The sequence below is a fragment of the Acidocella aluminiidurans genome, assembly GCF_055383125.1.
Genome location: NZ_AP031589.1, coordinates 1,083,657 through 1,104,076, shown reverse-complemented (window position 1 = coordinate 1,104,076; position 20,420 = coordinate 1,083,657). Strand labels below are relative to the sequence as shown.

16 protein-coding genes, 1 other RNA gene and 1 pseudogene are annotated in these 20,420 nt (G+C 67.8%); 15 read left to right on the top strand and 3 right to left on the bottom strand.

Annotation, left to right across the window (positions count from 1 at the left end; translation table 11 throughout):
• The first annotated feature begins 18 nt into the window (after positions 1-18).
• Positions 19-1,452 (top strand): NAD-dependent succinate-semialdehyde dehydrogenase, encoded by a 1,434-nt coding sequence (locus tag ACZ46S_RS05650; protein ID WP_464063683.1) that lies wholly within the window; start codon positions 19-21, stop codon positions 1,450-1,452.
• Between the two features lie 213 nt (positions 1,453-1,665).
• On the opposite strand, the gene cmk is transcribed toward ACZ46S_RS05650, so the two are convergent.
• Positions 1,666-2,295 (bottom strand): (d)CMP kinase, encoded by a 630-nt coding sequence (gene cmk, locus ACZ46S_RS05645; RefSeq protein ID WP_295743215.1) that lies wholly within the window; start codon positions 2,293-2,295, stop codon positions 1,666-1,668.
• The gene (aroA, locus tag ACZ46S_RS05640; protein ID WP_464063682.1) at positions 2,292-3,626 is read right to left on the bottom strand and encodes a 3-phosphoshikimate 1-carboxyvinyltransferase; all 1,335 of its coding nucleotides are present in this window, start codon (positions 3,624-3,626) and stop codon (positions 2,292-2,294) included. Before aroA ends, cmk begins: the two co-directional genes overlap by 4 nt.
• A gap of 99 nt (positions 3,627-3,725) precedes the next feature.
• Between aroA and ACZ46S_RS05635 the strand changes: the two genes are divergently transcribed.
• Entirely contained in the window at positions 3,726-4,052 is a 327-nt protein-coding gene (locus ACZ46S_RS05635) for an FYDLN acid domain-containing protein (protein ID WP_464063681.1), read from the top strand.
• A 201-nt stretch (positions 4,053-4,253) separates the two neighbouring features.
• Here ACZ46S_RS05635 and ACZ46S_RS05630 read toward each other — a convergent pair whose 3' ends face one another.
• Positions 4,254-7,091 (bottom strand): AsmA family protein, encoded by a 2,838-nt coding sequence (locus ACZ46S_RS05630; RefSeq protein WP_464063680.1) that lies wholly within the window; start codon positions 7,089-7,091, stop codon positions 4,254-4,256.
• 120 nt (positions 7,092-7,211) lie between these two features.
• Between ACZ46S_RS05630 and ACZ46S_RS05625 the strand changes: the two genes are divergently transcribed.
• From ACZ46S_RS05625 to ACZ46S_RS05565, 13 genes and pseudogenes are all read left to right on the top strand, one after another.
• Positions 7,212-7,997: a TerB family tellurite resistance protein gene (locus ACZ46S_RS05625; protein ID WP_464063679.1), complete on the top strand. Its 786-nt coding sequence runs from the start codon at positions 7,212-7,214 to the stop codon at positions 7,995-7,997.
• Between the two features lie 6 nt (positions 7,998-8,003).
• Positions 8,004-8,636, top strand: coding sequence for a LysE family translocator (locus ACZ46S_RS05620; protein WP_464063678.1), 633 nt, complete (start codon positions 8,004-8,006; stop codon positions 8,634-8,636).
• On the top strand, positions 8,636-9,310 hold the full coding sequence (locus ACZ46S_RS05615) for an N-acetylmuramoyl-L-alanine amidase (RefSeq protein ID WP_464063677.1): 675 nt from the start codon (positions 8,636-8,638) through the stop codon (positions 9,308-9,310). The genes ACZ46S_RS05620 and ACZ46S_RS05615 overlap by 1 nt, the downstream gene beginning before the upstream one ends.
• A 13-nt stretch (positions 9,311-9,323) precedes the next feature.
• An RNA gene (rnpB, locus tag ACZ46S_RS05610) (RNase P RNA component class A) lies at positions 9,324-9,707 on the top strand.
• A 263-nt stretch (positions 9,708-9,970) separates the two neighbouring features.
• Complete coding sequence (locus ACZ46S_RS05605) at positions 9,971-10,414, top strand: division/cell wall cluster transcriptional repressor MraZ (protein WP_008493557.1); 444 nt, start codon at positions 9,971-9,973, stop codon at positions 10,412-10,414.
• The gene (gene rsmH, locus ACZ46S_RS05600; protein ID WP_464063676.1) at positions 10,411-11,346 is read left to right on the top strand and encodes a 16S rRNA (cytosine(1402)-N(4))-methyltransferase RsmH; all 936 of its coding nucleotides are present in this window, start codon (positions 10,411-10,413) and stop codon (positions 11,344-11,346) included. Before ACZ46S_RS05605 ends, rsmH begins: the two co-directional genes overlap by 4 nt.
• Positions 11,343-12,176 carry a cell division protein FtsL gene (ftsL, locus tag ACZ46S_RS05595; RefSeq protein ID WP_464063675.1) on the top strand — a complete coding sequence of 278 codons (834 nt, stop codon included), beginning with the start codon at positions 11,343-11,345 and terminating at the stop codon, positions 12,174-12,176. Before rsmH ends, ftsL begins: the two co-directional genes overlap by 4 nt.
• Complete coding sequence (locus tag ACZ46S_RS05590; protein ID WP_464063674.1) at positions 12,173-14,224, top strand: peptidoglycan D,D-transpeptidase FtsI family protein; 2,052 nt, start codon at positions 12,173-12,175, stop codon at positions 14,222-14,224. The genes ftsL and ACZ46S_RS05590 overlap by 4 nt, the downstream gene beginning before the upstream one ends.
• Positions 14,211-15,592, top strand: a pseudogene (locus tag ACZ46S_RS05585) (UDP-N-acetylmuramoyl-L-alanyl-D-glutamate--2,6-diaminopimelate ligase). The gene ACZ46S_RS05590 and the pseudogene ACZ46S_RS05585 overlap by 14 nt, the downstream one beginning before the upstream one ends.
• Complete coding sequence (locus ACZ46S_RS05580) at positions 15,589-16,923, top strand: UDP-N-acetylmuramoyl-tripeptide--D-alanyl-D-alanine ligase (protein WP_464063673.1); 1,335 nt, start codon at positions 15,589-15,591, stop codon at positions 16,921-16,923. The pseudogene ACZ46S_RS05585 and the gene ACZ46S_RS05580 overlap by 4 nt, the downstream one beginning before the upstream one ends.
• Complete coding sequence (gene mraY / locus ACZ46S_RS05575) at positions 16,923-18,011, top strand: phospho-N-acetylmuramoyl-pentapeptide-transferase (protein WP_295743251.1); 1,089 nt, start codon at positions 16,923-16,925, stop codon at positions 18,009-18,011. Before ACZ46S_RS05580 ends, mraY begins: the two co-directional genes overlap by 1 nt.
• Entirely contained in the window at positions 18,008-19,297 is a 1,290-nt protein-coding gene (murD, locus tag ACZ46S_RS05570; RefSeq protein WP_464063672.1) for a UDP-N-acetylmuramoyl-L-alanine--D-glutamate ligase, read from the top strand. The genes mraY and murD overlap by 4 nt, the downstream gene beginning before the upstream one ends.
• The gene (locus tag ACZ46S_RS05565) at positions 19,297-20,412 is read left to right on the top strand and encodes an FtsW/RodA/SpoVE family cell cycle protein (protein WP_295743257.1); all 1,116 of its coding nucleotides are present in this window, start codon (positions 19,297-19,299) and stop codon (positions 20,410-20,412) included. The genes murD and ACZ46S_RS05565 overlap by 1 nt, the downstream gene beginning before the upstream one ends.
• Positions 20,413-20,420: the final 8 nt, after the last annotated feature.

Sequence of the window (20,420 nt, the reverse complement as noted above, 5' to 3'; positions counted from 1 at the left end):
AACTCCGGAGGAGCGAGAATGTATCAGGACGTATTGCTGCATATCGGCGGCAAATGGCGCGCGGCGGAGGGCAACAAGACCCTCGAGATTCTGAACCCGGCGACCGAAGAGGTGATCGGCAAGCTGGCCCATGCCAGCAAGGCGGATCTGGACGAGGCGCTGGACTGGGCGGCCAAGGGCTTTGCCGTGTGGCGCAAGACCTCGGCTTTCGAGCGCGGCAAAATTCTGCGCAAGGCGGCGGAAATTCTGCGCGAGCGCACGCCTGAAATCGCCAAGCTGATGACCCAGGAGCAGGGCAAGCCGCTGGTGGAAGCCAAGACCGAGCTGACGGTTTCGGCGGATGTGATCGACTGGTTCGCCGAGGAAGGCCGCCGCGCCTATGGCCGCGTCATCCCCGCCCGCGCCCCCGGCGTGTACCAGCTTTCCGTGCGTGAGCCGGTGGGCGTGGTTGCCGGCTTCACCCCGTGGAATTTCCCGGTCAGCCAGGCGGTGCGCAAAATTTCCGCGGCGCTGGCGGCGGGCTGCGCCTTCATTCTGAAGGGCCCGGAGGAAACCCCGGCCAGCTGTGCCGAGCTGGTGCGCGCCTATGTGGATGCCGGCGTGCCGACCGGCGTGGTGCAGATCGTCTTCGGCGTGCCGGCGGAGATCTCCGAACATCTGATCCCGCACCCGACCGTGAGGAAAATTTCCTTCACCGGCTCCACCGCGGTTGGCAAGCATCTGGCGGCTCTGGCCGGCAAGCATATGAAGCGCGTGACCATGGAGCTGGGCGGCCATGCCCCGGCGATCGTGTTCGACGATGCGGATCTCGACCAGGCCGCCACGGTGCTGGCCGCCGCCAAGTTCCGCAATGCCGGCCAGGTCTGCGTGGCGCCGACCCGCTTCCTGATCCAGCAGGGCGCCTATGAGCCGTTCCTGGAAAAATTCATCGGCAAGGTGCAGGCGATCAAGCTGGGTAATGGCTTGGATGAGGGCACGACGATGGGCCCGCTCGCCAATGATCGCCGTGTCAGCGCGATGGAGAGCATCATCGCCGACGCCGTTTCCAAGGGCGCGAAACTGCGCACCGGCGGCAAGCGCGCCGGCAATAAGGGCTATTTCTTCGAGCCGACGGTGCTGACCGATGTCACGCTGGAGGCCAAGGTGATGAATGAGGAGCCGTTCGGCCCGCTGGCGGCGTTCATGCCCTTCAGCACCTATGACGAGGTGGTGGCCGAGGCGAACCGCCTGGAATATGGCCTGGCCTCCTACGCCTTCACCCGCAATACCCGTCAGGCGGCGGCGCTGGGCGCGGATATCGAAGCCGGCATGGTGACGATCAACCATAACGGCCTGGCCATGCCGGAAACCCCGTTCGGCGGTGTGAAGGATTCCGGCTATGGCTCCGAAGGCGGCGCCGAGGGTCTGGAGCCTTATCTGGTCACCAAGTTCGTCACCCAAGCCGGCGCCTAGAGCAATATGTGTTTAGGTTGACGCGCCAGCGTCAAAATAAACACATGAAATTGCTCGCTAAAACAAAACTTAGAGCATCAAGCTTTTAGCTTGATGTTCTAAGGCACCGGCCTGAAGTCACAAAAGTTTTTGGGGGTTTGGGGTGTTTTTTCAAAAACACCCCAAGAAGAAACGGGGGCTTTTTTCAAAAAGCCCCCGTACCCCCAAAAACTTTTATTTTATTCCGGTTTTCTGCTGCACGACGCTGAGCGCCGCCGCAAACGCCTCGTCCGCGTTCAGCGCCGTCGTGTCGATATGCACGGCATCTTCCGCCGGCAGCAGCGGCGCCGTCGCCCGGCTGCTATCCGCCGCATCGCGCGCCGCCACATCCGCGATCACCTGTTCCAGCGCCACGCTCTCGCCCCGGGCCAGAAACTCCGCGTGCCGGCGCTTCGCCCGCGCCTCGACGCTGGCGGTGATATAGAGCTTCACATCCGCCTGCGGGAAAATCACCGTGCCGATATCGCGCCCATCCAGCACCGCGCCCTTGGTGTTGCCGTAGGAGCGCTGATAGGCCAGCAGCGCCTCGCGCACCGCCGGAATGCCCGCGACCTGGCTGGCCGCCTTGGAGGTGGCGGCATCGCGCAGATCGCCGCGCGCGGTGTCGGCCTCGCTCAGCTCCCAGGCGGCGGCGATGGCGTCCAGCTCGTTGGTTGGGTCGCCCCCGCTCTCCAGCACACGCTTGGCGGTGGCGCGGTAGAGCAGGCCGGTATCCAGGTAAGGCAGCTTCAGCGTCTTCGCCAGGCGCTTGGCCAGCGTGCCCTTGCCGGCGGCGGCGGGGCCGTCGATGGCGATGATGATCACGCGGCCACCATCTCAGCGCCCAGGCCGCGCATCAGCTTCAGGAAGGCGGGGAAGGAGGTGTCGATGAAGCTGGCATCGTCAATCCGCACCGGCTCGCGCGCGGCCTGGCCCATCACCAGGGCCGACATCGCCAGACGGTGATCCATATGCGTCTCCACCAGACCGCCGCCGGGGATCTCGCCGGTGCCGTGCACCAGCAGATCATCGCCCTCGATCTCGACATTCACCCCGTTCACCCGCAGCAAAGCGGCGGTGGCGGCGAGGCGGTCGCTCTCCTTCACCCGCAGCTCGGCCAGGCCGCGCAGGCGCGAGGTGCCGTTGGCCGCCGCGCAGAGCACCGCCAGCACCGGGTACTCGTCGATCATGCTCGGCGCCCGCTCCGGCGGCACATCCACCGGGCGCAGGGCGGAGAAATGCGCGGTGAGGTCGCCCACCGGCTCGCCGCCCTGCAGACGCTGATTCTCCACCACCAGCTTCGCCCCCATCTCGCGCAGCGTCAGGAACAGCCCGGTGCGCAGCGGGTTGAGGCCGACATTGGCGATGGTCACCGCACTGCCCGGCACCAGCAAGGCGGCGGCGACGGGGAAGGCGGCGGAGGAGGGATCACCCGGCACCGCGACATCGGCGGCGCGCAGCTCCGGCTGGCCCTTCAGCCGGATATGCCGGCCGGCCCCGGCTTGGGTTACGGTCACTTCGGCGCCGAAATGCCGCAGCATGTTTTCGGAATGGTCGCGGGTCGGTTCCGGCTCCTCCACCTCGGTGAAGCCCGGCGCATTCAGCCCGGCCAGCAGCACGGCGGATTTCACCTGGGCCGAGGCCACCGGCAGCCGGTAGGTGAGGGGCATCGGATCGCGCGCGCCGAGAATCGTCAGCGGCAGCCGCCCGCCCTCACGCGCGAAAAACTGCGCCCCGGTCTGCGCCAGCGGCACGGTCACCCGGCTCATCGGCCGGGTGCGCAGCGAGGCATCGCCGGTCATCACCGCGTAGAGCGGATGGGTGGAGAGGATGCCGGCCAGCAGCCGCGCCGCGGTGCCGGAATTGCCCATATCCAGCACATCCTTCGGCTCCACCAGCCCGCCAATGCCGCGCCCGCTGACCAGCCAGTCCGCCCCCTCGCGGGTGATCTCCGCGCCCAAGGCGCGCATCGCGGCGGCGGTGCGCAGCACGTCCTCGCCTTCCAGCAGCCCGGTGATGCGGGTCTGGCCGACGGCCAGCGCGCCGAACATCAGAGCGCGGTGGCTGATGGATTTATCGCCCGGAACATGCAGGCGGCCAGTGAGCGCGCCCGCCGGGCGGCGGGAGATTTGGGGACGGGGTGATGACTGATCCATGCGCGCGCGCTTAGCACGGCTGATGGTGTTTGACATAGAAGCGATGGCATGGCATCGCCCCGCCCCTGATTGATACGGCCCCTTCATCCGAGGTTTGACATGGCAAAACCTGAGCTTGGCGAAAAACATACCTGCGTGTCCTGCGGCGCGCGCTTCTTCGATCTCTGCAAGGCGCCGGCCGTTTGCCCGAAATGCGGCACCGAGCAGCCGGCCGAGCAGCCGCGCCTGAAGCGCGCCGCGCCGCTGCCGGATGAGCAGAAGAAAATCGTCAAGCCGGCGATCGACGGGGATGACGTGGATGTGGAAGTGCCCGACGACGCGGACGATGACGACATCCTGGAAGATGCGGACGACATGGAGGACGACACCTCCGACATCGACGCCGATATCGACGTGCAGACCGAAGGCGGCGACGACGAGCGCTAAGCGGAAGAGTTTTTGAGGGGGCGGTAAAACGGCCCCCACGGTCTTCGCCGCTTTTTTGAAAAAAAGCGGCACCAAAAAACTTTTGCGACCCGAGGCCGGGGCGTTGCGACACCCGAAACCCTTTCCGCGATGCGGAAGGGGTTTTTCTTTGCCTCAGTTTGCCGGCTTCCAGGTGCCTTAGCTTGCCGGCTTCCAGGTGCTTTAGTTTGCCGGCTTCCAGCCGGGGGCGTCCTTCAGATCATAATCACGCCTCGGCTTGCCCCATGGGCCGGAGAGACGCAGGCTCAGTGTCAGCGGCGGCTTCACCGCCGGGGTGGCGTCCAGCTTCAGCGCCAGTGTCGATTCGAACAGATCGATATTGCCGCTGCCCGTCAGCGTGCCGCCAGGGCCGGTGAGCTGCGCCTGGGTCAGGGTGCAATTGCCCTGCGCGATCGTCGCCGCCAAATTCAGCGTGGCGAACGGCGTCGTCCCGCCCGACAGGCTCTTGCTCAGCGCCGGGCGCGGCGTCGTGGTCAGCGCGCTGGCGAGGTCCGGCAGTGAGAGCCCGCTCAGCGTGCCGTTGCTGGCGGTGATGGTGGCGCTGCCGCCCAGCGTCGCCGCCCAGGTTTTCGCGCTATAGCCGCTGGCGGTCAGGCTCGCGGTGGCGCTCAGCTGGCCGCTGGTCAGATTCAGCGGGAAACTCTGCGGCAGGCTCAGCGCCCCGGCATCGATGCCGTCCGCGAGGAATTTCGCGCTCAGCGCCGGCGGCGCTTTGGGGTCGAGCTTCAGCGTGGCGCTGCCGGAGAGCTTGCCGTTGCCGATGGCGGCATCATCCAGCGTCAGGCTCGCCTGATCCGGCGCGAAGGAAAGCGTGCCGGCGGCGGCGCCGAAGACCGGCGTGCCGGCATAAAGCACCTGGTCCGCCTTCAGCGCGATCTGCCCGCTCACCGGCAGGCTGCCGGGCATCTGCAGGCTGGCGGGCAGCGGCGGCAAGGCCAGCGTGCCGGCATCGATCTGGCCGCTGAGCTTGCCGCCGGACTTGCCTTGGGCCAGCATGATCTGGCCGGCGGCGGTCAGCTGCCCGGCGCTGAGCACGAAATCATTCAGCCCTTCGCTGCCGGGGGCGGCGGAAAACCGCGCGCGCAGCGCCAGCGCGCCGGGGCCGGGGAAGGCGAGGCCGGGATCGTTCACCCCGGCGCTGCAAGGCTGGCTGCCGCCCTGGAACGGATAGCCCGGCAGCGGCGCCATGCGCGAGCAGCCGCCTCCCAGCCCGAGCAGCTTCAGCGCCGCGATCGCGTCCGGGTGGCGCAGCGAGAGCGCGCCGCTGGCGCTGGGCTTGGTCAGGTCGATCACCGGCGCGGCGGTGAGGGTGAATTCCCCCAGCGTGGCGACGGCGCTGGTCGCCAGCGCGTTGGGCGGCCCGGCGGCGGCCAGCACCAGGCTGAGATGCGGGCGCAGCAGCTCCGCCGGCAGCTTCACATCCTGCGGCAGCAGGGCGGCGAGCGGGGCGGCGGATGGCAGATCCAGCACCGCATGCGCGGAGGTCACCTTGAAGTCGCGGTCCAGCGTCACGCTGCCATTGGCGATGCCGCCATAGAGCGAGGCGGTGGCGCGGCGGATATCGAGCTGCGCGCCCATCACCGCGTCGATGAACAAGTTGCTGAGCTTCAGCGGCCCGGCCACCGCATGGGCGGCGGTGAGTTCGCCGGAGACGCTGACGCCGCCGCCCAGCGGGCGCTGCGCCAGCCACGCCGCCAGCGATGCGAGGTCGAGCTGGTCGAAGGCAAGCCGGAAGGCGGCATGCCCGGTGGAAAGGATCACCCGGCCGTCGACATGGTCCGGCCCCAGCGTGCCGGTGATGTCGGTGAGGTCCGGCGCGTCGCGGCTGCCGCCCAGCTGCGCCTGCAGGCTGGCACTCGTCCAGCCGGGCACGGCCGGCAGCCCCAGCCCGCTTGCCAGCGCCGTCAGGTCGGGCGCGGCGAGGCTCAGCCTGCCGGACAGGCTCTGGTTGGGCGAGACGCTCAGCTCGCCGCTCAGGCTGGCGCCGCCGGGCAGACCCAGCGTGAGGCCGGAGACGGCGCTGCCGGCGGGTCCGGTCTTCAGCGTCGCCCGCAAGGCCGGGAAGCGCCTGCCGGCCAGACCCACATTCGCGGCATCGAGATGCAGCTCGGTCGCCAGCCCATTGGGCCAGAGCGGTGTCAGCCGCGTCAGCTGGTCGAGATCCAGCCCCTGGCCGGTCAGATCCGCCCGCAGCCCCAGCGGCGCGAAGGCCAGCCGCGCGGTGCCGCGCAGCGCCATCTTGTCCTGGCTGGCGCTGATATCCTCGGCGCTGATGCCGTTCGCGTCGGCGCTGATCCGGGCGCTGACGCTGGCATGGCCGGGCAGGGCCAGGTTCAGCTGCCCGGTCAGCTCGCTGCGCGCGTTCAGCGCCCCGGTGAAATTCGCGCTGGCCCCGCCCAGCGCGCCGCGCAGCGCGATCTGCGCCGCGCCGTCCGCCTCGGTCTCGCCAACGGCGAGGCTCAGCGAGACATCATGCGTCTGCAGCTTGCCATTGCCCGAAACGCTGACGCTGCCGCCGGAGCCGGTGAACAGATCGGCATTGACATCGGTGAAATCGGCGGCGCCGAAATTGATCCGGCCATTATGGATATGGGCGTGCAGCGCCGCCAGCCAGGGCGGCGGGGCAATGGCGCTGATGCCGCCGGGCAGCGGCCAGGGGAAGGTGATGTTGGGGGTGTCCAGATCCAGCGTGCGGGCGGCGAGCTGGCCTTGCAGCAGCGGCGCCAGCGCCAGATCCAGCGACAGCGCATGCGCGGTGATCACCTCCTTATCCGGCCCGGAAATGGTGATGCCGGTGGCGGTGATCTCGGGCTGCGGGAAATAGGACAGGGAGAGCTTGCCGCTGATATGCACATCCCGCCCGGTCAGGCGCGAGGCGAAGGCCTCCACCGCCATCCGGTGCGCCGGCGCCGCGACAAAGCTGGGCAGCGCCAGCAACGCGGCCCCCAGCGCCACCAGCAATGCCAGCGGGGCGGCCCAAAGAAGATGTTTGCGCGTCACGTCAGCTTGTGAACCTGTCTCTCATTTATCATTTAGTGAGCTCTGGCCCCCTAAACCCGCCCTGGTGAATGTCCCATTGTGTGGTTGGGTTCAAGGGCGGCGCTGTGCTAGGCGGGGTATATGAGCTATTGGGGCAAGTTTATCGGCGGCATGGCGGGCTTCGCCATGGGCGGCCCGGTGGGGGCTTTGTTCGGCGCGGCGCTGGGCCACGCGGCCGATGAAGGCCGGCTGAACGGCTTCACCTCCAATCTCCAGGGCTTCGCCGGCCGCGCCATGCCGTTCGACCCGCTGCGCCTGGCGGCGATGATGGGCCGGCGCGACCAGGTTTTCGCCATCGGCGTCACCGTGCTGGCGGCCAAGCTGTGCAAATGCGACGGGCCGGTGAGCCGGCTGGAAATCGACGCCTTCAAGGCCAGCTTCGCGATTCCCCCCGCCAGCATCGGCGAGGTGGCGAAACTCTTCGACAGCGCCCGCGACAGCGCCGCCGGGTTCGAGACCTACGCCGCCCAGCTCGGCCAGGCCTTCGCCGATGACAAGACCCCGCTGGAGCAGGTGCTGGCCGGGCTCTACCAGATCGCCCGCGCCGACGGCCCGGTGAACAGCGCGGAGGCGGATTTCCTCTCCCGCGTCGCCTACGCCTTCGGGCTGGGGGAGGCGGCAACGCGGCGCGCCGGCACCGGCACCCCGCCGCCGCGGATGCCCGCGGAGGATCCGTATCTGGTGCTGGGCGTGCATCGGCAGGCCAGCGCCGATGAAATCCGTGCCCGCTGGAAGCAGCTGATGCGTGAGACCCATCCTGACAGCCTGGCGGCGCGCGGCGCGTCCCCGGCGATGATCGCGGCCGCTTCCGAGAAGGTGGCGCGGATCAACGCCGCCTATGACGCGATCAAGCGCGCCCAGGCGTAGAGCGAAATGTTCCAGCATCTCAGCGTGTTTTTCCTGGCCTGTCTGATGCTGGCGATTTTGCCCGGCCCAGGCATGACCTACGTGATCAGCCGCTCCTTGGCCGGCGGCACGCTGGAAGGGCTGGCCTCCAGCCTCGGCACCGGCTCCGGCGGCGTGGTGCAGGTGGTGCTGGGCGCGGCCGGGCTCTCGGCCTTGGTGCTGGCCAGCGCGCAGCTTTTCACTGTTTTGAAACTGGCCGGCGCGGTCTATCTGATCTGGATCGGCCTCAGCACCATCCGCAAGGCCGGCGCGGCGACCAATGCCGCCCCCATCCGCGGCCGCGCCGGGCTGGCGCGGGCCTGGCGGGACGGGCTGGCCGTTTCTGCCCTCAACCCCAAAACCGCCGCCTTCTTCCTGGCCTTTCTGCCGCAATTCATCGCCCCGGCGGCCGGCCATGTGGCGCTGCAATTCCTCGCCCTCGGGCTGATGGCGATCCTGCTCTACACCGCCTCGGACGCGATCATGGCGCTCGCCGCCGCAAGGCTGAAACGGCTCTTCACCGGGCGCGGCAACGCCGTCATCCGGGTGCGCCAGGCCGCCGGCGGGGCGATGATCTGCCTCGGTCTCGGCCTGCTGCTCACCCGCCGACCGGCCGGCTGATGATTTTCGAGCCGTCGCCGAATTTCGATGCGCGGGAGGAACCCGTCTCGCATCTGGTGCTGCATTATACCGGCATGCCGAGCGGGCGCGCCGCGATCGACCTGCTGAAGGCGCCGCGCGCGAAAGTCTCCGCCCATTATGTGGTGGAGGAGGATGGCACCATCTTCAATCTGGTGCCCGAGGAGATGCGCGCCTGGCACGCCGGCATCTCCTTTTGGCGCGGCAAAAGCGCGCTCAACGGCGCCTCCATCGGCATCGAGATCGTCAATCCCGGCCATGAATGGGGCTATCGCGCCTTCCCTCCGGCGCAGATGCAGGCGGTGCTGGCGCTCTGCCAGGGCATTCTGCGCCGCCACGCCATCCCGGCGCGCAATGTCGTCGCCCATTCCGACATCGCTCCGAACCGCAAACAGGACCCCGGCGAGCTGTTCGACTGGCCCTGGCTCGCGGCGCATGGCGTGGGGATCTGGACCGACGATTTCGCCCCGCCCGGCGATCTGCTGGCCGACCTCGCCGCCATCGGCTACGACACCACCCTGCCGCACGACGCGGTGATCCGCGCCTTCCAGCGCCATTTCCTGCCCGCGCATCTCACCGGCACGCCGGATGCGCCCACCGCCGGCCGGGCGGCTGCTTTACGCCGGCTGGTTGACGCGGCCCCGGAAACTCCCTAGGCACCGCGCCGATCCAGACGGCCGGACGGCCGCTGGCGGTTTACCGCCAGAGGAAAGTCCGGGCTCCACGGAAAGACGGTGCCGGCTAACGGCCGGCGGGGGTGACCCCAGGGACAGTGCCACAGAAAGCAAACCGCCACGGCTTGCCGTGGTAAGGGTGAAAGGGTGCGGTAAGAGCGCACCGCCTTTGCGGTAACGCAAAGGGCAGGGAAAACCCCACCGGGAGCAAAACCGAATAGGGGCGGCCGGCGTCCTGCCTTGGCAGGGGCGCGAAGCTTTTCCGGCTTGCCGCCCGGGTTGGTTGCTTGAGGCGGGTGGCAACACCCGTCCCAGAGGAATGGCCGTCCAGCGCGCTTCGGCGTGTGGACAGAACCCGGCTTACAGGCCGTCTGGATCTTTATGTCCATTTCGCAATGAAATGTAAACAAAAAGCGAACAAATGAAGAAGATTTCAGGAATGTCTCGCGAGTCCCGCGGCGCATTTCCTCGCTGTCACGCTGGGGTTTTATTTTGACGGGGAGTCGCGTGCATGGTAGTGGTGAAAAAACCCATGTTTTCCCATAAAGTGGTGGAGTGTGGTGGGTTTCGGGTGAGCCCAGAGGGTTCGGGGTGAACTCTGCGGGTTCGGTTTGAGGTGAAAGGTGTTGCGGCGCGGGCGCGATGAAGCAGTTCTTTGGCAGCCACGAGAACAAGCGCGACGCGAAGGGGCGGGTATCCGTTCCGGCGTCGTTCCGTGCCGCCTGGAAGGACCATCCCGAGATGACCCTGATCCTGCGCCCCTCTTTCATCGAAGGCTGTGTCGAGGCCTGGCCTTTGCCGAATTATGCCCGCTTCCAGGAGAAGCTGGCGGCGATGCCGGAAATGAGCCCCGAGCAGGTCGGGCTGCAGACGCAGATTTTCTCCGATGCGGAAGAGGTCGAGCTGGACGCGCAGGGGCGGGTGCTGATCACCGGCTATCTCGCCGAGCAGGCGAACCTCTCCGATGCCGTGTTCTTCATGGGCCGCGGCGATCATTTCCTGATCTGGGAACCGCAGGCCGGCAAGGCCTTCCGCGACGCCTCCCGCGCGCTCGCCCCGCGTTTGAGCTTCGGGGCGCCGTCATGAGCAATTTTTCACATATTTCTGTTCTGCGCGATGAGGCGATCGAGGCGCTGCAGCCGCGTGAAAACGGGGTTTATCTGGATGGCACCTTCGGCGGCGGCGGCTATTCGCGGGTGATCCTGGAGCGTGCCAAGTGCCGCCTGTTCGGGGTCGATCGCGATCCGGACGCGTTGCCGCGCGCCGCCGAACTGACCGCCGCCCATGCCGGGCGGTTTGAATTGATCCCTGGCCGGATCAGCGAGATTTCGGAGATGATGGCGGCGCGCGGCGTCGCCCGGCTCGATGGCGCGGTGTTCGATCTCGGCCTGTCCTCGTTTCAGATCGACGATCCGGCGCGCGGCTTTTCATTTCGCCAGGACGGGCCGCTGGATATGCGGATGAGCCGCGATGGACAATCCGCCGCCGACCTCGTGAATCTTTGCGCCGAATCCGATCTTGCCGATATTTTGTACAAATATGGTGATGAAAAAGCCGCGCGCCGGATCGCGAAGCAAATCGTGGAGCGGCGCAAGGCGCAGAAATTTACGACGACGGCGGATTTGGCTGGCGTGATACGGAGCGTTGTGAGACCGGATAAATCGGGGATCGACCCGGCAACCAGAAGCTTCCAGGCGTTGCGCATCGCCGTGAATGAGGAGCTGTCCGATATCGAGGCGGCGCTGGCGCAATCGGCCGCCTTGCTGGCGCCGGGCGGGCGGCTGGTGGTGGTTAGCTTCCATTCGCTGGAAGACCGGATCGTCAAGCATTTCTTCGCGCAGCGTGCCGGCCGCACGCCGGGCGCCTCGCGCCACGACCCCGCCGGGCTGGCCCAGGCCAGCGCCCCGGAATTTCGCCTGGTGACGAAATCCCCCATCCTGCCCGGGCAGGCGGAAATCCGCGCCAACCCGCGCGCGCGCAGCGCCAAGCTGCGCGTCATGGAAAGGCTCGCCGCATGATCGTTCGGCCACTTACCTTCCTGACCGGTCTGCTCTTCGCGATCTCCGGCGCCTATTTGTTCATGGTCAAGCATCAGAGCCGGGCCCTGGAAAACCAGCTCGAACAGGTGGCCGAAACCAGCCGGCATGACGAGCAGAGCATCCGCGTGCTGCAGGCGCAGTGGGCGCTGGAGGCGGACCCCTCGCGCATCGCCGCGCTGGCCGCGCAATTCACCGGGCTGCAGCCGATGAAGCCGGGGCAGCTGGTCACGCTGGCCGATCTGGCCAGCACGTTGCCGCCGCCTGGCAGCGCCGCGCCCTTCAGCAATCCGGAAGACGAAGTGCCGGCATTGCCGGGGAGTGAGGCCATCCCGGCGCCGAACGGCCCGGCGATCGAGGTGCAGGGCCATGTCGCCACGGCGATTCAGGCCGGGCACAGCGTCGCCCCCGCCGCCGCGCCGGCGAAACCGGCCGAGCGCCTAGCCGAGATCGCCGTGCCCCACGAAGCAGCACCGGCGCATGCCGATGCGCGGGCGCATCCGCCGGCGCATCATCCGGTGGCCCGCCTGGCCCGGGAAGAGGCCGCGCCGCATCATCTCAGCGCACCGGTGCGCGAAGCCGCGGCGCGGCCGCTCGCCTCGTCGCTGTATCAGCCCGGCGGCAGCGCGATCGCGCCGGCCGCCCCGGCGCCGCGTGAGCGTCAGCCGGTTGCCGCCCAGCGTCCCAGCCTGCCGATGGGCGCGCAGGTGGTGCGGGTGCGCGCCACCGCGCAGCCGGCTGAACCCGCGCCCACCGCCCCGCTGGGCGGTGGCTCCCTTCTCGGCATGGCGCAGACCGGGAGCCAAAATTGACCCTCAACCTCCGGCCGGGTGATGAGCCTCCTTCCCGCCGGAAGGGGGCTTCGGGCCGTGGCGACTCGCCGCGCGCCGAGCAGGTGCGCATCACCGGCTCCGATCTCGACCAGCGCGGCGCGCTGGAGCGCGCCCGTGGCCGGCTGGTCATCGGCGCCTTCGTGTTCATCGGCCTGTTCAGCCTGCTCGGGCTGAAGCTGATCTGGGCGACGGTGGTGGCGCCGATCCATCCCAGCGCCGCGCAGATCGCGGCGATGACGCCGCAGCTCTCCGAGACCCCGCCGCCGCCCTCGCGCGCCGATATCGTCGATCGCAACGGCGTCATCCTCGCCGTCTCGCTGCCCGGCGCCTCGCTTTACGCCGACCCGCAGCAGGTGCCCGACCCGCAGGCCGCCGCCACGGTGCTGGCCAACGCGCTGCCCGGCGCCAACCAGGCCTGGCTCGCGCATCAGCTGGGCGATGGCGTGCCCGCCGAGAAACGCAAGGAATTCGTCTATCTCGACCGCCGCCTGACCCCGCAGGAAGAGCTGGCGGTGAACTCGCTCGGCATTCCCGGCGTGTATTTCGAAAATCGCGAGGAACGGCATTATCCGGATGGCAATCTCGCCGCGCATATTCTGGGCGGGGTGCGCATCGACAGCTCCGGTGTCGCCGGTGTCGAGGAATATTTCAACAAGCGCCTGACCACCGACCCGCAGCCGCTGCAGCTCTCCATCGATGCCCGCATCGAGAGCATCGTGCATGACGAGCTGGCCTCGGCGGTGAAGGAGTTCCAGTCCCCGGGCGCCTGCGCCATCGTGATGAACGTGAAGACCGGCGAGGTGGTGGCGATGGTCAGCCTGCCGGATTACGACGTCAATGATTACGGTTCGGCCAAGCCCAACAACCAGTTCGACCGCTGCGTCAACGGCAATTACGAGCCCGGCTCGGTGTTCAAGCTGCAGACCGCCTCGATGGCGCTGGATAGCGGGCTGATCCATTGGTGGGATTATTTCGACACCACCCACCCGCTGAAGGTCGGCCGCTTCCATATCACCGATTTCGAGCCGACGAATAAATGGATGGCGCTGCCGGAGATCATCAATGTCTCCTCCAATATCGGCGCCTCGCGCATCGCCACCATTCTGGGGCCGAAGATCGAGCAGGCCTGGTACGCCAAGCAGGGCTTCTTCAAGCCGCTGGACATCCAGCTGCCCGGCCCGCCAATGCCGCTCTTCCCGTCCAAGGATAATTGGGGCCTGGCGGCGACGATGACCGTCTCCTTCGGAGCCGGCATCGCGGTTTCGCCGCTGCAACTGGTCACCGCCACCATCCCCATCGTCAATGGCGGCATCCGCTATGATCCGACCCTGCTGAAGGTGGACCCGAACGGGCCGCAGCCGCAGGGGGTGCGGATCATGCAGCAGAGCACCTCGGACTTGATGCGCAAGATCATGACCAATGTGGTGCTGTTCGGCACCGGCAAATATGCCGGGGTGCCGGGCTATATCATCGGCGGCAAGACCGGCACCGCGCAGGTGGTGGGGCCGAACGGGCGTTATCTGCTGCACACCAACAACGCCTCCTTCATGGCGGCGTTCCCGATGCAGGATCCGCAATATTTGATCTATGTGCTGGTGCTGCAGCCCAAGCCGGACAAGACCACTTTCGGTTTCACCACCGGCGGCTTCATCGCCGCCCCCACCGTCTCGCGCATCATCGCGCGGATGGGGCCGATGCTGGGCATCATGCCCTCCACCGGCGACCAGCTGGCGCAGCTGGAGGCCAAGCTGACCGTGCCGCTGGACCCCACCCCGCCGCCGGGCCAGCGCGCGCTGGGGCCGGGCGATCCGTTGCCGCCGGGGGCGAATGCCTTCGCCTATGAGCTGATGGGCAAGAAGCCGCCCCAGGCCAACAGCGCCGCCGCCAAGGCGGATGAGCCGCAAGGCGCGCAGGCCAAGCCCGCCGCCTCCAAGGGCCGCAAGACGCATGACGGGGTGATGGCGCCGGTCTCCCCGATGATGGGCAGCCATATGACGGCGCGGGACACCGGATATGAGCAAGGTTGAGATGCAGGGTGTGATCGGCATAACAGCGGATAGCCGGGCGGTGCAGCCGGGCTATCTGTTCGCGGCGTTGCCGGGGGTGAAGGCCGATGGGCGCCGTTTCATCGCCGAGGCGGTGGCGCGCGGCGCCATCGCGGTGCTGGCCCCCGAGGGCACGCTCTGGCCCCCGGCGTGCCGCCGCGCCGGCTGATCACCGCGAAGGACCCGCGCGCGAAACTGGCCGAGCTGGCGGTGGAGTTTTTCGGCAAGCTGCCGGAGCGGCTGGTTGCTGTCACCGGCACCAACGGCAAGACCAGCACGGTGGATTTCCTGCGCCAGATCCTCACCTTGGCCGGGCGCAAGGCGGCTTCGATGGGCACGCTGGGGGTGATCGCGCCGGGCCATGAGCCCGCCGGCAGCCTGACCACGCCGGATCCGGTGACGCTTGCCGCCACCCTGGCCGGGCTGGCGCGGGAAGGGGTGAATGACGTAGCGATGGAAGCCTCCAGCCACGGGCTGGACCAGCACCGGCTGGACGGTCTGCGCTTCTGCGCCGCCGGCTTCACCAATCTCACCCGCGACCATCTGGATTATCACGGCTCGATGCAAGCCTATGGCGCCGCCAAATTGCGCCTGTTCGAGGCGCTGCTGAAGCGCGGCGGGGCAGGGCGGGCGATGGCGGATCTGGATGCCGAACTGCTGGCCAGGCTGCGCGATACCGCCCGCCGCCACGGCCAGAGTTTCGAGACCGTCGCGGTGGAAGCGGTTTCGCCGCGTCCGGACGGGCAGGCTTTCACGATGAATGGCCGCGCGGTGGCGCTGCCTCTGCCCGGCCGCTTCCAGGCGGACAATGCCGCCCTGGCCGCTTCGCTGGCCGAGGCGGTGGGGGTGGCCGACGCGCTCTCTTATTTGCCGCGGCTCACCGGGGTGCGCGGCCGGCTGGAACGGGCTCTGGTGCTGCCCAATGGCGCGGCGGCTTATGTTGACTACGCCCATACGCCGGATGCCATCGCCCGCGTGCTCTCGGCCCTGCGTCCGCACGCCACCGGCCGGCTACATATCGTCTTCGGCGCCGGCGGCGACCGTGACCCCGGCAAGCGGCCTCTGATGGGCGCGGAAGCCGCGCGGGGTGCGGATGTGGTCATCGTCACCGACGACAACCCCCGCGGCGAGGATCCCGCCGCCATCCGCCGCGCCATCCTGGCCGCCTGCCCGCAGGCGCTGGAAATCGGCGACCGCCATGAGGCCATCGGCACCGCTTTGGCGGGCTTGCGCGAGGGCGACGTGCTGGTGGTGGCCGGCAAGGGCCATGAGCAGGGGCAGATCGTGAAGGGTGAGGTGATCCCGTTTGACGATGCCGCGGTGATCCGCGCGCTGGGAGGGGTGGCATGAGCGCGCTGTGGACAGCCGAGGAGCTGCAGGCTCTGTTCGGCACCGGCTACGACATTACCGGCCTCTCCATCGACACAAGAACCCTGCGCCCGGGCGATCTCTTCGTCGCTTTGCAGGGCGAGCGCGACGGGCATGATTTCGTCCCCGCCGCCTTCGAGAAAGGGGCCGCCGCCGCCCTGGTCTCCCGCCCGGTCGCTGGCCCGCATATTCTGGTGCCTGACGTGCTGAAGGCGCTGGAGCAGCTCGGCATCGCCGCGCGCGAGCGTTCGGATGCCAAGCTCCTCGCCGTCACCGGCTCGGTCGGCAAGACCACGGTGAAGGAGATGCTCCGCCGCACCCTGGCCGCCTTCGGCGTGGTGCATGCCGCCGAGGCCAGCTTCAACAACCATATCGGCGTGCCGCTGACCCTGGCGCGGATGCCGCATGACGCGGATTTCGGCATCTTCGAAGTCGGCATGAACCATCCCGGCGAGATCGCGCCGCTGGCCGCCCTGGTGCGTCCGGATGTCGCCATCGTCACCTGCGTGGACCGGGCGCATCTGGGCATGATGGGCTCGGAGCTGGCCATCGCCAAGGAAAAGGCCAGCATCTACGGGGCGCTCAGCGCCTCCGGCAAGGCGGTGATCCCAGGTGAGAGCGCCTATCTGCAGGTGCTGCGCGAGGCGGTGCCGCCGGGCCATTGCGCGCTGCTCTTCAACGGCGCCGAGGCCAGGCTGCTGGACGTGCTGAACGGCCCGGAAGCCTCGGAGATCGCCGCCGAAATCCTGGATACCAAGGTCTATTTCCATCTGCGCGCCCCTGGCCGGCACATGGCCAGCAACGCGCTGGCCGTGCTCACCGCCGCCGCCGCTTTGGATCTGGACGTGGAGATGGCCGCCGCCGCCCTCAACGGCTTCGCCCCCTTCGCCGGGCGCGGCGCAAGGCGCGACATCAGGCTGGAGGATGGACGGCGGATCGCGCTGATCGATGAGAGCTACAACGCCTCCGGCGCCTCGCTGCGCGCCGCCTTTGCCGTGCTGAAGCTGCAGCCGGGCCGGCATGTGGCGGTGCTGGGCGATATTCTGGAACTGGGCGATTTCGCCGAGGCCGAGCATCTGGCCCTGGCCGCCCCCCTGCGTGAGGCCGCTGACATTGTCTTTGCCGCCGGCCCGCATTGCGGGGCTTTGTTCGACTCGCTGCCGCGGGCCATTCAGGGCGCGCGTGCGCCTGACGCGGCAAGCCTCGCCCCCCTGGTCAAAGCCGCCTTGCGCGATGGCGACACGGTGTTGGTGAAAGGCAGCCATGGCAGCCGCATGCGTGACGTGATCTCTGCCCTGGAAAGTCCCGGCTGATGCTTTACTGGATTCTGCTACCCCTCGCCGGGCATATCCATGCCTTCAACCTGATCCGCTATATCTCCTTCCGGGCCGGCGGCGCCTGCCTCACCGCCCTGGTGATCAGCTTCTGGCTCGGGCCGCGTTTGATCCGCCAGCTGCGCGCCATGCAGCGCCACGGCCAGCCGATCCGCACCGATGGGCCGGAGCGGCATCTGATCGAGAAAAAGGGCACGCCGACCATGGGCGGCACCTTGATTTTGCTGGCGCTGGGCGCCTCCACCCTGCTCTGGGCGGATCTCTCCAACGGCTATGTCTGGGCGACGCTGATGGTCACCTTCGGCTATGGCGCCATCGGCTTCGCGGATGATTTCCTGAAGCTGACCAAGCGCAACACCAAGGGCGTCTCCGGCCGGGTGCGGCTGCTGGGCGAGGCGGCGATCGGGTTGATTGCCGCCCTCTGGATGACGCATCTGATGCCGCACGCCATCGCCGATGGCGTGGCGGTGCCCTTCCTGAAGAATTTCCTGATCCCGCTCGGCTTCATGTTCCCCATCTTCGGGCTGCTGGTGATGATGGGCTCGGCCAATGCGGTGAATTTCACCGACGGCTTGGATGGGCTGGCCACCGTGCCGACGATGATCGCCGCCGCCGTGTTCGGGTTGATCGCCTATCTGGTCGGCAACCGCATCTTCGCCGGCTATCTGGAAATCCATTTCATCCCCGGCGTCGGCGAACTCACCGTCTTCCTCTCCGCCCTCATCGGCGCGGGCATGGGCTTCCTCTGGTTCAACGCCCCGCCGGCGGCGGTGTTCATGGGCGATACCGGCTCGCTCTCTCTGGGCGGCGCGCTGGGCGCGGTGGCGGTGGCGACCAAGAATGAGATCGTGCTGGCCATTGTCGGCGGGCTGTTCGTGGTCGAGACCATCTCCGTCATCGTCCAGGTGTTCTGGTACAAGCGCACCGGCAAGCGCGTGTTCCTGATGGCGCCCTTGCACCATCATTTCGAGAAGAAAGGCTGGGCGGAGCCGACCATCGTCATCCGTTTCTGGATCATCTCGATGATTCTGGGGCTGGTGGGTCTGGCCACCTTGAAGATCCGATGAGCCTGTTTTCCGGCAAATCCTACGCGGTGGTCGGGCTGGGGCGGGCAGGGCTGCCGGCCGCGCGGCGTCTGCGCGATCTCGGCGCCGCTGTGCTGGTCTGGGACGATGGCGAGGCCTCGCGCCAGGCCGCTGCCTCCGAGGGGCTGGTGGTTGGCCAACCCTCCGAATCGGGCCGGCGCTTCGATGCGCTGGTGCTCTCCCCGGGCATCCCCCACAATCTGCCCAAACCCCACCCGCAAGCCGCCTGGGCGCGGACGCAGGGCATCCCGGTGCTCACCGATGCCGAGCTGCTCTATCAGGCGGTGCGCGCCGCCGGCTCCAAGGCGCGTTTCGCCGGCATCACCGGCACCAACGGCAAATCCACCACCACCGCGCTGCTCGCCCATATCCTGCATGTCGCCGGCATTCCCACCGAGGCTGGCGCCAATCTCGGCCCGGCCGCGCTCTCGCTGCCGATCCTGCCCGATGACGGCGTCTATGTGCTCGAAATGTCCAGCTATATGTTGGAGAGACTCGCCAGCCTGCGCTTCGATGTTGCGGTGATGCTCAATCTTTCGCCCGACCATCTGGACCGCCATGGCGACATGGCAGGCTACGCGGCCGCGAAGCGGGAGATTTTCGCGCGCCAGGACGAAACCTGCCTGGCGGTGATCGGCATGGACGACGCCCCCTCCCGCGAGATGGCCGCCTGGCTGCGCACCCGCCCGGCCAAGCTGCTGGAAATCTCCGGCAAGGGCCAGGAGACCGGCGCGCCGGCCTTGCGCGGCGAACATAACGCCCAGAACGCTCTGGCCGCCGCCGCGCTGGCGATGGGGCTTGGCGTGAAGCAAGCGGCGATCGCCGAAGGCATCATGAGCTTCCCCGGCCTGCCGCACCGCGCCCAGCTGGTGGCGGAGCGCGATGGCGTGCGCTTCATCAATGACAGCAAGGCCACCAACGCGGATGCCGCCGCCCGCGCCATGGGGGTGTATGAGCGCTTCGTCTGGATCGCCGGCGGCACTGGCAAGGAGGGCGGCATCGAGGATCTCGCCTCGCTCTTCCCGCGCATCGAGAAAGCCTACCTGATCGGCCGCGACGGCCCAGCTTTCGCGGCACGGCTCAACGAAGCGGGCATTCCCAACGAAGTCGTCGAAACGCTGGATCGAGCCGTGCCCGCCGCCTACGCGACGGCGAAGGCGGGCAGCGGTGTGGTGCTGTTCTCCCCGGCCGCCGCCAGCTTCGATCAGTTCCCGAATTTCGAAGTGCGCGGCGCGCGCTTCACCGCTCTGGCGAAAGGAGAGGCCTGATGCCCTCGCTCTCCCGCGCTGATACCTCAATCGTCGGCCGCTGGTGGTGGAGTGTCGACCGCGTCACCATGATGGCGCTGGCGGTGCTGCTGGGCATCGGCTACGTGCTGGCGCTGGCGGCGATGCCCAGCATCACGCTGCATCTCTCCGACCCGCACACCCAGGACATGATCAAGCAGATCGGCTTCCTGGTCATCGGCGGCATCACCATGGTCGGCCTCTCGATGCTCTCGGTGCGCCAGGTGAAGCTGGCGGCCCTTGGCATGGGCATCATCTTTTATCTGCTCACCGCCTTCACGCTGCTGCACGGCACGGAAGTGGATGGCGCCAAGCGTTGGCTCTCGCTGCCGGGCTTTACCATCCAGCCTTCGGAATTCCTGCGCCCGGCCTTCATCATCGTCATTGGCTGGTGCATCGCCGAATCCCGCCGCACCCCGGGCTTCCCCGGCCGGCGCGCCGCCATCGCGGTGTTCCTCGCCACCGCCGCGCTTTTGAAGATGCAGCCCGATATCGGCACCACCTTCCTCTTCACCATGATCGTCTTCACCCAGTTCTATCTGGACGGGATGGAGATGAAATGGGTCGCCGGCGCGGGGGTTCTGGTGGCGCTGGCGGGGGTTTACGCCTTCTTCTTCATCACCCACGTGCATACCCGCGTGATGATGTTCATCGACCCGCCGAAAGGCAGCCAGGCGCAGACGGCGCTGATGGCCTTCGGCAATGGCGGCATGTTCGGGCTCGGGCCGGGCGAGGGCCAGGTGAAGCACTTCCTGCCCGATGCCCGCGCGGATTTCGTCTTCGCCGTCGCCGGTGAGGAATTCGGGCTGTTCTTCTGCGCCTTCATCATCGCCGTGTTCGCCGCCATCGTGCTGCGCGCGCTGGTGCGGCTGCTGGGCGAGCCCAATCTGTTCGTGGTGCTGGCCGCCGGCGGCTTGATCGCCGGGTTCGGCTTCCAGGCCTTCGTCAACATGGCCTCCTCGCTCTCGCTGATCCCGACCAAAGGCATGACGCTGCCTTTCATCTCCTATGGCGGCTCCTCGGCTTTGGCGATTTCCATCCAGATGGGCTTCCTGCTGGCGCTGACCCGAAAACGCCACGCCGGAGATGCGCAATGATGAATGAC

What these genes read in the sequence shown, in the direction of transcription:
- aroA (WP_464063682.1), bottom strand. Translation starts at nt 3,626, where the DNA reads ATGGATCAGTCATCACCCCGTCCCCAAATCTCCCGCCGCCCGGCGGGC.
- ACZ46S_RS05565 (WP_295743257.1), top strand. Translation starts at nt 19,297, where the DNA reads ATGCCCTCGCTCTCCCGCGCTGATACCTCAATCGTCGGCCGCTGGTGG.
- ACZ46S_RS05605 (WP_008493557.1), top strand. Translation starts at nt 9,971, where the DNA reads ATGAAGCAGTTCTTTGGCAGCCACGAGAACAAGCGCGACGCGAAGGGG.
- ACZ46S_RS05635 (WP_464063681.1), top strand. Translation starts at nt 3,726, where the DNA reads ATGGCAAAACCTGAGCTTGGCGAAAAACATACCTGCGTGTCCTGCGGC.
- ACZ46S_RS05620 (WP_464063678.1), top strand. Translation starts at nt 8,004, where the DNA reads ATGTTCCAGCATCTCAGCGTGTTTTTCCTGGCCTGTCTGATGCTGGCG.
- ACZ46S_RS05580 (WP_464063673.1), top strand. Translation starts at nt 15,589, where the DNA reads ATGAGCGCGCTGTGGACAGCCGAGGAGCTGCAGGCTCTGTTCGGCACC.
- mraY (WP_295743251.1), top strand. Translation starts at nt 16,923, where the DNA reads ATGCTTTACTGGATTCTGCTACCCCTCGCCGGGCATATCCATGCCTTC.
- murD (WP_464063672.1), top strand. Translation starts at nt 18,008, where the DNA reads ATGAGCCTGTTTTCCGGCAAATCCTACGCGGTGGTCGGGCTGGGGCGG.
- rsmH (WP_464063676.1), top strand. Translation starts at nt 10,411, where the DNA reads ATGAGCAATTTTTCACATATTTCTGTTCTGCGCGATGAGGCGATCGAG.
- ACZ46S_RS05625 (WP_464063679.1), top strand. Translation starts at nt 7,212, where the DNA reads ATGAGCTATTGGGGCAAGTTTATCGGCGGCATGGCGGGCTTCGCCATG.
- ftsL (WP_464063675.1), top strand. Translation starts at nt 11,343, where the DNA reads ATGATCGTTCGGCCACTTACCTTCCTGACCGGTCTGCTCTTCGCGATC.
- ACZ46S_RS05650 (WP_464063683.1), top strand. Translation starts at nt 19, where the DNA reads ATGTATCAGGACGTATTGCTGCATATCGGCGGCAAATGGCGCGCGGCG.
- ACZ46S_RS05615 (WP_464063677.1), top strand. Translation starts at nt 8,636, where the DNA reads ATGATTTTCGAGCCGTCGCCGAATTTCGATGCGCGGGAGGAACCCGTC.